The following is a 12621-nucleotide window of genomic DNA, read 5'->3' on the forward strand; positions in this document are numbered from 1 at the left end:
TTGCAAGTGTTGCAACGTATTGTCGTTTGGTGCAACGTAATGCAACGCTAATGCAACACCCTTTATATCGTTGCTACTATTATCTGTGGGCTGCTTGCAGTCCTTATAGCGAGGTATTGTTTTGATTTGTTATGTTGTATTAGGATAGCTACTTATATAATTCCCATTGATGTCTCTCAGCTTTCGACACGTATGTCTCACGGTGTTGCATCAAGGTGGTATAATCAGGAAGACGGTTCGGCACGCTACTTGCGAAAGGACCAGGGCAGGAGTTGATCGGATGCGATATGGAATACCATTACTGGGCGAGAGAGTAGCACCAAGATCAAGCTGCGCCGAGGCTTTGTTGGTTGTTGAAGAACGACGCAACCAGACCATGAGACAGTCGACCACTAAGCTGACTACGCCGACGCTGCTGGACCTGGCTAAGCTGCTGGTCGACAATCGAGTCGATGTCTTCGTTTGCGGTGGCGTCAGTCGTCGGGAGCGTGAGTATCTGGCGGCACAGAATCTTGAAGTAATCGACAATGTGGCGGCGTCGGTCGAGGAGTTGATCGATGCGATCCAGGCGGGGAAACTTCGATCCGGCTTTGGATTGGATCGTTCTCAGAAACCTCTGCCCGAAGAAAACAGCAAATCGAAAAAGGACAGCGATCGGGAAGAGGGCGGGAATAATCAGGTAATGGATTTTATCGACTGCCTGTCCTGTCGCGAGAAAATTTGCCTGCTGGGGAAGAGCTGTGCGGCCGCCGGAACCGACACGCCCAAAATCCCCGACGAGCGTGAGCACCAGCGCATCAGGGAAGCGGCCCTGGACATTTCATTCGAGAGTGAACGAACGCTTTGCCGCTTATCGGAATTGATCTATTTCTGTATCGAGATGCGCTATGAAAAGATCGGCCTGGCTTATTGTGTCGATCTCGAGGAGCCGGCCGATATTCTGGCTCGGGTGCTGAGGCGGTTTTTCAAGGTTTATCCGGTGTGTTGTAAGGTGAACGGCTCGCTCATGACCGACGGTACGACCGAAACGGTGTCGGCGAGGTCATCCTCGGGAAGACTGGTGGCTTGTAATCCGGCCGGGCAGGCGGCGGTGTTGAATCGTCTGAAGACTGATTTTAACGTGGTGGTCGGGCTTTGTATCGGGTCGGATTGTCTGTTTTCCCAGTTGAGCGATGTCCCCACGACGACTTTATTCGTTAAGGACAAGTCGCTGGCCAACAATCCGATCGGTGCGGTTTACTCGGATTACTATCTCAAGGAAGCGATTAGCGCCACCCGGGGCCGAATTCCGGAAGATGAAGACCGATGAGCGTGATGCGATTGCAATGCCATATCCATGGCTGTCCCGACCTTAAATGCGATGGTATTTTGTGCTCATTGTTCCAAACGCGGGGATTGGGCTTTTGATATGCCCGGAGTCTTTCGGGGAAGCACAACATCCGATTGAACGTGTTCCATTTCGAAATGTTCGTTTGTCCGGTGGTTCCGGGTGATTTAGTTGTCCTGAAGACGCCGTTGGAGAATCATTTCAGGAACGATTAGACATTGCGAAATGGTTAATACTCCCCATATTGACTTAACAGGCTGGAACCGTATCGGCGGATATCTATGGTTGAAGAAAAACTGAGTCGGCTCATACTCAACAGTATCAACGAAGGGGTGTTCACGGTTGACAACAATTGTGTAATTACTTCTTTCAACAAAGCGGCCGAACGAATCACCGGATTTACCCGCGAGGATGCTGTCGGCAAACATTGTTTCGATATTTTCCGAACGGAGATATGTCATCGCCAGTGTGCGCTGAAGGATACCCTGAAGACGCACGACCCGGTTAGCGATGCCCGCGTGACGATAGTAACCCGCGACGGCCGCGAGGTGCCGATTCAAATCACCACTACCATGCTCGTAGACGACAGCGGCGATTCGATCGGTGCGGTCGAGTTTTTCCGTGATATCTCCGAGGTTGAGCATATTCGCAAGAGTTTTGAGCAGAAGCGGGTGCTGGAAGATATCGTCAGTGTCAACACCCGCATGCACGAGTTGATCGCCTTGTTGCCCGATGTTGCCGCCGCCGAGTGTAATGTTCTGATCCAGGGGCCCAGCGGTTGCGGCAAAGAGCTGTTCGCTCAGGTGATTCACAATCTCAGTCCCCGGCGCTACGGGCCTTATATCCGCATCAACTGTGCGGCGCTGCCGGCCACGTTGCTCGAATCGGAGTTGTTCGGCTATGAGAAGGGAGCGTTTACCGATGCCAAACGAGCCAAGCCGGGACAGTTCGCTCTGGCCGCCGGCGGCACGCTGCTGCTGGATGAAATCTCCGAGATGGATATCGCGCTCCAGGTGAAGCTGCTGCGGGTGCTTAACAACGGCGAGTACATTCCCCTGGGATCGACCCGGACGCTGCATACCGATGCGCGGATTATCGCCGCGACCAACGCCGATCTCGAAACGGCCATAGCTGCGGGGACATTCCGCCGCGATCTTTATTACCGCATCAATGTCGTGAATATCAGCATCCCGCCGCTGTGCGAGCGACCCGAGGATATCCCGCTGCTGGTCGACCATTTCATGGCCGCTTTCCGCAAGAAGAGCGGGAAAGCAATCGAAAAGGTGACGCCGGAGGCGATGGCCGTTCTGCGTCACGCCGCTCTGCCGGGCAACGTGCGCGAGTTGGAGAACGCGATCGAGCACGCTTTCGTGATGTGCCACGGGACGGAGATCGGGATCGAGCATCTGCCGCCGCATATCAGCGCCCGTGTCAGTTCACAGACACCGGAGGACAATGTTACCTCGGAGCGGGAGATAATTCTTCAGACACTCAATCGTTATCACGGCAATCGCTCGCGGGCAGCGGCGGAGTTGGGGATGCACCGCTCGACCCTGTGGCGCAAGATGAAGATGCTGGGGATAGCGGAGTAGGGGGAAGGCTCTGCTCGTCCATTTGAAGCCGACGTGTAATGTAGACGTATCTTGGCGGTGCCGAACGTATCCCAAATCCTGGTCATATATACCTTTTGAGAATTAATAGGTCTTTTCCCGTCCCCATACTGGTGTCAATGAAGATCAAATTCCCAAAGATTTTTAGTCTATAGTGATACGGCTTGCTTGCAGCATACAATCATCCCCACCTCACTCGTCCGGTTGGCGGTGGGCGGTGGATTCCTCGTCGATCCAGTTCTCCTCCTCGTAGAAGATCCCCCCGCGAGCCGGGACTTTGCGCGTCGCTCCCGCTCGATAAAACGGACAGCTCTTAGGTCCGTAGCAAAATGTCTCGAAGCGATACTTCTTGATCCACGGCTTCCAATTGTCGGTGATCAACTCCACCGGCATCCGGCAGCCCCAGATGCAGGTCGTGCACCTGGTCGAATAAATGCGCGGGTCCAGGCGGCGATGGCCGCGCATGCGGTACTCGGGTAGCTCCGGCGGTATGCCGAGGAAGGGTGGACCGTCGGGCAGCGCACCGTCTGACAACGCAATGATCTTGATCCGACTCGTTTTGTAAAATCCGGCTGTTTCCAGCCTCGGGTCGCTTTCCGGGACGGACACACCGCTCAACTCCATGCCGAAGCGGAATTGGAACTTTTCGTGGGCAACCGGACCGACCGCAATCATAAACTCGCCCGTTTCTTCACCGCAGACACCGTCAACGCCGAGTACGAAGCCGAGGTAGCTGTGACTGCGCTCATCGTAGGAGCGCATCAACCGAATCCTTGGCTGGACCGAGACAATACGGCCGTTCCAGGTTGTTTTCACTGAACCGTTCATGGCATTCGTTTCAGGTAGCGGATGATTTGTTCGGTGTGGGCTCGTTCGTGCCAGAGGGTCCGGCGTACGATCTTGCGAGCCGACCAGCGCTCGCCCATACGCTCGGTGAGGGTGTCGTTGTTCGTCAAGAGCGGCAGTTGCCGGAGAGTGTGCTCCCTCACCCGGTCAAGCATCCGAAGAACGTCCTGGGGCATTTCTTCCTGCGGGAACGCCAGGTTAAGACTATCGAAATACCACCATTCGGCCCAGGCGACGTGTTTGAGGATTCCGTCGATCGTACCCTGTACTTCTCCCGGTACGGGCGTTTGACGCTGCTCTGCGGAAATGCCGTCAACCAGGCGGGTCAGATCGTTGCGAGTGAAGCCGAGCAGTGACCGGATGTGCTCTACGTAGTCCGGATTCATGGGACGGCGGTCATCCTCGAAAAAGGCGTTGACGATGTAATCTCCCTCACTGACGAACGATTGGAATGATTCCGCGATTTCCACCTCAATGTCCCCAGGCGGTTTGCCGGGTTGGTTTTGGTGTGACGCCAACCAGTCGAAATAGTCGGCGATGCGGGAGGGAACGCCGGCGATTGCGTCTTCGCGATTAACGGCCTTGGAATAGCAGCCGGGGAGATCGAACACCCACGCGACCCAATGACGAGGCTCGATATCTTCAACACCGATGCGGTAGGTCATAGAATATCTCATCGTAGCTTGGTGAGAGTTATGGACGGGTTGTTTCTTTCACAAACGGATACCAATCCCACTGAAATAAAGATTCCTATTTAACATATAGATCAAGTACGCTGGATGCAATCGCAGATAAAGAGAATCTTGGACGCTGTTTTGGTTGACGGTGGGAGAGGCCGGCCGCATCGTGAGAGCAAAGAGGAACATACATGTGAGGTTAGCAGCCATGGGAGTACATATCTACCGGTCGATTCTGGTTTTCGCAGTTACATTTGTGATGGCATCAACGGCTTTTGCCGACACGGATGCGATAACAGAAGCATCCGGCTTTTCGGATGTGACGGTGTACCCTTCGATGAACGCCATGTCTGCCCCTCCGGCGGCGGCAATAACGGTGACTTTCGGCGCGGATATCGATGATAGTGTCGTTAGCACGGCCGATTTCCTCGTTTCGGGATCGTTATTCGGTCGCTATGAGGGAGAAGTGAGTTATGACCTGACGGATAGAACAGCTTCCTTTAAGAGTGCTGTTCCTTTCGCGTACGGCGAGCAGGTCCGAGTTGTATTGACCCATCTTGTCGCTCACCCGTACGGGGATTACTATTCGGTGCATTACACCTGGGAATTCACCGTTGCGACCAACTCCGAACATGGATTCCCGGGCAATCCTGCCTCGCTGACGGTGGGCTCGAAGCCGAAGTCGATCTGTGCAGCCGATTTCAACGGCGACGGCCTGGTCGATCTGGCGACTGCCAATCAGTACGGAGAGACCGTCTCGATCATCGTTCAGAAGGAGTCGGGCGGATTCTGGGATCATTCCGAGTACGCCGTGCCGGGGCGTCCTTATGATATCGCATCGGCCGACCTGAACTGCGACGGCGCGATGGACCTTCTGGTAGTGCTGAAGGATGTTGACTCGGTTCTCGTTATGCTGAACGCCGGATACGGCTTTTTCAGCAACGTGCATGCTCTTGCGACGGGAGACAATCCCACCGCAGTGGCTGCCGGCGACAGGAACCTCGACGGGTATCCGGACTTCTTCGTGGCCAATTCCGGCTCGCACAGTATTTCTGTATTCATAGGCACGGAGGACGGCCTGCCCGAGCAGGGAGATGAGTGTTTCTTCGGGACGACGACCGCGCCGTATTCGATCGCCCTGGCCGATTTCAACAACGACGGGGGTCTTTCGCTCGTTACCGGCAACGTTTACACCAATCAGGCAGCTATCATATATAGCTATGAATGGCCTGTGATCACATCATACGTCGGGTACGATATGGGGGATTTTCCCGGCGAAGTGGCCGTGGCGGATTTTGACGCGGACGGCTGGATGGACCTGGTTTCGGCCAATTCGCTCAGCAACGACCTGACCGTACGCCTGAATCAGGGAGACAACACCTTCACACCGCCGGTCAGCTATCCGACGGGTGATACGCCGTATTCCGTCGCGCTCGGCGATTTCAACGGGGACGGGTATATTGACATGGCCTCGGCGGGGTCCGCCGACCGGACCGTTACCGTTTTTATTAATGACGGCAGCGGTGATTTTCAACTGCTCGACGTTGACACGATCGGGACCAATCCGAACGATCTGATTGCCGTAGATGTTGACGGCGACGGACGGTTGGAGTTGGCCGCGGCCGACTGGGGAAGCGACGATATCTCGCTGCTGTCCTGGCTGGTCTGTCCCGACTCGGACGGTGACGGTGTGGGCGACCCGGGGTCGGGATCGGACGACTGTCCGCCGGATAATTGCCCGTATGTCTATAATCCGGACCAGGAGGATCTGGACGGCGACGGGGTCGGTGATTCCTGTTGCTGCTCGATGCGCGGAGATATCAATCAGGACGGCGGGGACAAACCCGATATTTCCGACCTGGTGTTTTTGATCGCCTGGATGTTTCAGGATCATGCGACGCCTGGCTGCATGCAGAACGCTGATGTGAACGGTTCCGGGGGAAAGGCCGATATTTCCGACCTGACTTATCTGATCAACTACCTTTTCCGAGGCACCGCCGCCCCGGTTCCGTGCGAGTAGAGGGGGATCTTCTGCGGTGGAGGCAAGCCCCACCGCTACGCTTTAATGATCCATAACCTTAGCGTAGCCAGCGGCTTGAAAGTCCTAAAATCACGGGATCAATCAAGAAATATCGTGAAAATCCGAAGTATGACTTCGGATTTGCACGATAATTGAGTAAAATCATAGTGAGGGGTAATGATTTGAAATCAGAGAAGCCCTGACTTTCAATCCGTTCTCGGTTGGTAACATCTGGGAGAGTCTGACTTCCCGGCGGGACTCTGCCAACTGAGCTTTTTTCTAAGATGAATCCCCGTAGTTGCAGCGCCGTGATTACTCGCATAAAAAAGCTCCCCGGGCAGGACGTGAGTAGAACATTTGATACACTGCTCAGCCACTTCAGACGAGCCGTTTAAGCGAAACGTGCTGGATGAGCTATCGGCCAAAGGACAAGCCGACTTATTCCGGGCAATGGTGGCAGTCTACAGGTGCCGGACCACTCTGGAACATGTATATCACGCAATAGACCAAGTCAGATATATCTATCGAGCAGTTGCCGTCCAGATCAAACTGTGCCTTACAAGGTGGGGGTGGCCTTCACAGAACATGTAGTTAACTATGAATACAACATCAGCAATATCTACGCTCTGATCGTTGTTTGCATCCGCAGGGGTTAGGCAGCATCCCGGTACTGGCATGGCGCTTACCACATTACCAAAATCGCTCTCGTTACCGGCAATATCAAATGCCGTAAGTGTGATGAAATACTCGGCACTGTCTGTCAGGCCTGAGAGTAACATAGACTCTACATCTCCCACCGTGTAGGGCGATGCCAGGCCCGGTACACCGGCACCCAACCTGCCGAAGTGTTCATCAACGCGGTTTCAATACCAGTTGGTTGATTTGGCCAGTACACCGTGTACGCCAATGCCGTGGCTACTATTCAAGTTTCAATACCAGTTGGTTGATTTGGCCAGTACACCCTTGACTGACTTCCACTTCATCAAAAATGGGTTTCAATACCAGTTGGTTGATTTGGCCAGTACACAACTAACCGCACCATTAGCCGTGATCGTTCTGGGTTTCAATACCAGTTGGTTGATTTGGCCAGTACACACAATTCCTCGGCATCGACGACAGCCATAAAGGTTTCAATACCAGTTGGTTGATTTGGCCAGTACACCCTTTCGTGCAGAAAGGAATGTATGACGCATTGTTTCAATACCAGTTGGTTGATTTGGCCAGTACACTTTATTGGCGGGGTATATCACGGCGATATAATGTTTCAATACCAGTTGGTTGATTTGGCCAGTACACTCCCAACCAACCACTACGGTCCGATTCCCATTGAGTTTCAATACCAGTTGGTTGATTTGGCCAGTACACCGCGGCCTTCGTAAGCTGCTGGAGCTCCATTAATTAGAATGCCGAAATGGCGAACCCCTCCACAGTCAAAACATACTCCATCAAAAAGCGCCAGTCAAGCCTTGTAAGTTGTTAATTCACAACAATGGCGAACCCAGGCAGGAGCGACGTCCGGCGTAAACCCCAACCGCACAACCAACTTGCACCACAATATGGCCGCTAACCCCGGTTTTTACTCGAGGTTCGCCATCAGGCAATCCAGAAGTCTGGGAGATTCCCGGGACGTGCGTCACCGAAATACCTCGACTGGGGGCGGCAGCGCCGACACATGCGATACAGGTATAGCCTGTCTCCCTCGCGAAAATCGAATCGTGCTAGCGCGTTCAGTATTGTCCGAAGCTGGGCCAATGTGATATCAAGCTCATAGAACCCGGGGGCGGGCGGTAAGCAATAGGCATTTAACAGGCTCCGCAGCCTGCGTCGCAACGCGGCAGACCGGACCCGGTAGATCACAATCACCGTCATAGTCGCAACCTAAAAGCTTGGAACGCGGAGTTACCGCCGTTGATGTGCTCTTTCAGGCTCTCGCAATACCCGTCCATCACTCGTCTCCAATCAAGCAAGTTGGCGCCCGTATCAACACGCTCGCCTAACTTAGTCTCTAGTTCGGAGAGGTAGTTCCTTCGTGCGGCCGGTTCCATCAGGCAGGGCAATGATGACTTGAGTGATCGTTTGAATTGATTCGGCCTCACCTGCCGCCGGTTGATCAGACGGATAACCGTCTGATCGACGAGGAATCGAAAGGGCTCCATCATGTCCGAAACCAGCGCCGGGTGCCCTTTGCGACGCATGTGAAGGAAGCCGATGTAAGGGGAGAGGCCTGCTTTCTCGACGAGAGAATGGACGTTTCCGCGCAGGACCGTATAGCCGAGACTCAGGAGAACGTTCACGGGGTCGCGCGGGGGACGACGATTGCGGCCAGGGAAGTCAAAGGTCGAGTCGATCATGTTGGCAAACACTCCGAAATAGACGGCGGATGCCCGCCCCTCCAGCCCGCGTAGCGTATCAATGCTGCGGACGCCAGCCGCAAGTTCGGCGATCCGCCCCAGGTCTTCCCAGGCGCCCTGCAACGCGGGATTCTTGCTTTTGTGCCGGCGCAGGACCTCGCGCAAGTTGCCGATCTTGGCGGCGATCAACTCGCGGGCGACCTCGACGCAAAACTCCGGCTCCAAAGAACGCGACAGTTGTTTCTCCCATACGTCGGTCGGATCAACCTGCTCCGAGGCTAGTCGGCCAAGATAGTCGCCCGAATACGACATGTATATCACCGGGACGCCCCGGCTAAGACAGTGGTTGACGAGGCCCGGCGACAACCCCGCCGAGCTGGTCACCATAATTTGTCCGATCTGCGCCAATGGCACGTTCAAGAGTTCAGCCCCACGACAGGATACGGTCACAACTCCAGCCCGACACCAGGCTCGTGCGCCCGGCGTGTCGAGCCACAGGGTACGATAGAGAGGTGCACCTTTTTTGACAAGCAACTCCGGGAAGTGCTCGATTTTCATCGGCGGGCCGGTCTTGAGATGATATCCCAGCTTCTCCAACTCCCGGATAACTTCGGCGTCGTCGACGGACAGGTTGTCCGGCTCCTGTTTCTGTGGCTGTTCCATCATGATCGAGTTCAGGAACAGGAACCCTAGATAGTCAAATCCTTCCCGAAAGCTGGTCAGCCGAGTTTTCTTGTCGGACACCAGCAGTCCGATGTCCATGAGAATGACGCGGGCTTCGGCCAGCGCCTCGGATCTCTCCCGACCGGTGCGACAGAGAATTATGAAGTCATCGGCATAGCGGACAATGCGGTAACCGGCGCGTTCCATACGTTCATCGAATTCGTCGAGGTAAATATTGGAGAGGATGGGGGAGAGAACCATCCCCTGAGGAAGTCCCCGATCGCGCTCCAGGGTGAGTCTGGCGAATCTTACGGGAGCCTTAACCCAGCCGTCGATCAGCTCTATCAGGCGCGGGTCATCGACGATCCTGCGGAGTTTGTACATGAGCAGATCGTGGTCGACCGAGTCGAAGAAGTGGGAGATATCCGCATCGACCACATATTCGTAGCCTTCCGAACGGAGCCGGTCGATCATCCGCGCGGCGTCGTAGCGCGACCGGCCGAGGCGGAAGGCGTACGATGACTGTTCCAGCGTCCGCGCCACGATCGGGCGAAGCACGTGCAGGACGGCCCGCTGAACGATCCGGTCTTCAAGGCCGGGAACGGCCAGAAAACGAAAGCCACCCGCAGCTTTGGGCAGAACAACTCCGTGCAGCGCGGCCGGACGATAGGTTCCCTCGTGCAAGCTGTCGGAGAGTTCGATCAGGTCCGGGACAAGGGGATCGTCCTCGTGACGATCGTCGGCCAGAACTTTCTCCTGTGCCGCCTGAAGGTTCTCGGCCTCGATCACCTGGTCGAAGAGGGAGACCGCGGAGTCTGATGCATTGTCCGACTCCGGGACATGCAGGTCGTATTGTCCGAGCCCCTGCGGGGTCCCTTTGCAGACGCCGATGAGCGATCCGAGCACGAGCCAGGGACCGATAGTCGACAGGTCCCCCTCGAGAGTCACCGTTCCGACCAGGCCGCGAGTCGGCTCACGGACTTTGCCGCCGGTGCGATCGCGGTTTGAGTTAATGCCCCAGGATAAATCGTGGGTGTGGTCGGTAACCCGGATAGTATCGGTGTCAACCTCGGCCGCGAAACAGCCGTTGTCGCCGTAGCACTCGCTCAGCCGATTGAGACGAAGAGTAAGGTTGGACATGAAGGCCGCCAGATCGAAGTAACGATATTCCCGCCGGCGGTCGTTCGCGAGGCGGCGCAGCCAGAGCGGTGACTTTAGGTCGAGATCAATGCGGGAGGGATTGCCGAGTTCCGACCATCGTGCCCGGGCGAACGGCCAGCCCAGCGAGCGGGGCTCGCCGCCCGAAAAACGGCCCGACTCGTAAAGGATCGCTCCGGAGTGCGGGCAACGGCAGAGGCTCAGATCATAATTGCCGTTGAAGCGCCCGCCGACGCGGCGGTGTTCGGTCTGTTGGCCCCACCAGGCGATCAGTTCGATCAGCGGTTGCCAGAACCAAGCGGCTGTGCCGAACAGGACCAGCGAAAACGTGAACCCGTCTTTGCCTGCTTCGACGAGACGGTCGAAGTCGGGCGTGCGGAGGGAGTAGGGGCGGGTATGTTGACCGCTCGACTCGAGCCCGAAGGCCGCTCTCCAGAACGTGTTCTCTTCGGGCGGGATATCCCGGCTAAACCGATGCCAGTCGGCTTTCAGGGCTTCGGTGAGCAGGCCGCGCAGGGTGGAGCCGGGGTGCGGGGGGAGCTGGACACGATGGTGCGGGATGAGGGTGAACTCGAGCGTGATGAAGGTCAGCGATGTTTGCTGTTGTGTTGCAGGCTTACTCATAACGAAGACCTACTGACTCATCTGGTGCAGTTTGCCTTGGCCGATAAGCGTAGAAATTGCAACATACCGTGTTTGGTGGCGACAAATAGCACTGAAACGGATGATCAAACCAAGTACCTGAAGCAGTTTCAATACCATGTTTGGTAGCGATGAATAGCACCTACGTGTTCCCGAAGACACTCTGGCACAACAGTTTCAATACCATGTTTGGTGGCGACAAATAGCACTTCAATGATTGAAGCTATGGCACAGACTCCGATTGGTTTCAATACCATGTTTGGTAGCGATGAATAGCACGGAGGCCCAGCGATGACACACACAAAAGGACCGTGGTTTCAATACCATGTTTGGTAGCGACAAATAACACGGACAAGGTCAACCTGTCATCGGCGTATAACGGTTTCAATACCATGTTTGGTGGCGACAAATAACACATTTCTGATGGCCATGTTGGCCGTCTTCTCCAGTTTCAATACCATGTTTGGTGGCGACAAATAACACCGACAACAGGAGGGCACATGACTCACTATGAAAGGGTTTCAATACCATGTTTGGTGGCGACAAATAACACCTTCAGGCTCTGAATATGGCCATAGATTCGCTTCGTTTCAATACCGTGTTTGGTAGCGACAAATAGCACCTTGAAATCAATCCCACATACATTGAACTCAGTTTCAATACCGTGTTTGGTAGCGACAAATAGCACATCACCCTCACGATCACATGCCGGGATCAAAAGAGTTTCAATACCGTGTTTGGTAGCGACAAATAGCACTGTATTTAGGCGCGGGTTTTCATCTCAGAAGTTTCAATACCGTGTTTGGTAGCGACAAATAGCACCGCAGGCGCCATAAACCTCTGTGCTGGTTGTCATTAGAACCCGCTAATGGCGAACCTCAGGAGAACAGGTCCGACGCCTGTCCGAACGACTTCACAATGCGATGTAAGCCATTGTCTCACAACGATGGCGAACCTAAGCCGGCTCCCCGGTCCCATAAGTCACGTTAATACACAAAATTAGCTCAGTATGACGACAAAGTCAAGTCATTCCGATTGAGGTTCGCCCGAGCCATGTTCCTTCGTAACGTCCTCAATATGGGTTGTGGTCGAATATCAACACATTCTCCGCGTTCGGCGCCTGGTAAATCAACCGCAGGGCTTTGCCGTGCAGGGCATGGGCCAGTCTCAAATACAGCCAGATAGGTCCCTTGCCGGTGATGGTGACTTCGTTCCCTTCGCCGGCCTGGTCGAGGACGCGCCGGATATAGTCCTCAAGCTGATCGAGTTTGGCCAGGCCGACATACAACTCCTCGACGTTGATTGTAACGTGCTCTGCTGCCATTTT

General features: G+C 54.9%; 7 protein-coding genes and 2 CRISPR repeat arrays. Of the genes, 3 read left to right on the top strand and 4 right to left on the bottom strand.

Annotated features, from left to right (window positions below):
- Positions 1 to 280: 280 nt before the first annotated feature.
- Both PLF13_04715 and PLF13_04720 read left to right on the top strand, forming a co-directional pair.
- Positions 281 to 1309, top strand: a complete 1029-nt coding sequence (locus PLF13_04715; GenBank protein HOP06577.1) for a DUF1847 domain-containing protein — start codon at positions 281 to 283, stop codon at positions 1307 to 1309.
- Positions 1310 to 1608: 299 nt separating this feature from the next.
- A complete protein-coding gene (locus PLF13_04720) occupies positions 1609 to 2919 on the top strand; it encodes a sigma 54-interacting transcriptional regulator (protein HOP06578.1) in 1311 nt (436 codons plus the stop codon).
- Between the two features lie 210 nt (positions 2920 to 3129).
- On the opposite strand, the gene PLF13_04725 is transcribed toward PLF13_04720, so the two are convergent.
- Both PLF13_04725 and PLF13_04730 read right to left on the bottom strand, forming a co-directional pair.
- Positions 3130 to 3765: a hypothetical protein gene (locus PLF13_04725; protein HOP06579.1), complete on the bottom strand. Its 636-nt coding sequence runs from the start codon at positions 3763 to 3765 to the stop codon at positions 3130 to 3132.
- Positions 3762 to 4448 (bottom strand): DinB family protein, encoded by a 687-nt coding sequence (locus tag PLF13_04730; GenBank protein HOP06580.1) that lies wholly within the window; start codon positions 4446 to 4448, stop codon positions 3762 to 3764. The genes PLF13_04725 and PLF13_04730 overlap by 4 nt, the downstream gene beginning before the upstream one ends.
- Positions 4449 to 4668: 220 nt before the next feature.
- Between PLF13_04730 and PLF13_04735 the strand changes: the two genes are divergently transcribed.
- Complete coding sequence (locus PLF13_04735; GenBank protein ID HOP06581.1) at positions 4669 to 6480, top strand: FG-GAP-like repeat-containing protein; 1812 nt, start codon at positions 4669 to 4671, stop codon at positions 6478 to 6480.
- A gap of 860 nt (positions 6481 to 7340) precedes the next feature.
- Positions 7341 to 7845: direct repeats of the CRISPR family, unit length 35 nt; unit sequence GTTTCAATACCAGTTGGTTGATTTGGCCAGTACAC.
- A gap of 500 nt (positions 7846 to 8345) precedes the next feature.
- On the opposite strand, the gene cas1 is transcribed toward PLF13_04735, so the two are convergent.
- Together cas1 and PLF13_04745 are read right to left on the bottom strand one after the other, a co-directional pair.
- Positions 8346 to 11276: a CRISPR-associated endonuclease Cas1 gene (cas1, locus tag PLF13_04740; GenBank protein HOP06582.1), complete on the bottom strand. Its 2931-nt coding sequence runs from the start codon at positions 11274 to 11276 to the stop codon at positions 8346 to 8348.
- A gap of 57 nt (positions 11277 to 11333) precedes the next feature.
- Positions 11334 to 12116: a CRISPR direct-repeat array (repeat unit 20 nt; unit sequence GTTTCAATACCATGTTTGGT).
- A gap of 250 nt (positions 12117 to 12366) precedes the next feature.
- Positions 12367 to 12618 carry a CRISPR-associated protein Csx3 gene (locus PLF13_04745; GenBank protein HOP06583.1) on the bottom strand — a complete coding sequence of 84 codons (252 nt, stop codon included), beginning with the start codon at positions 12616 to 12618 and terminating at the stop codon, positions 12367 to 12369.
- Between the last annotated feature and the right edge of the window lie 3 nt (positions 12619 to 12621).

It is taken from the genome of Candidatus Zixiibacteriota bacterium, assembly GCA_035380245.1.
Lineage (GTDB): Bacteria > Zixibacteria > MSB-5A5 > GN15 > FEB-12 > DAOSXA01.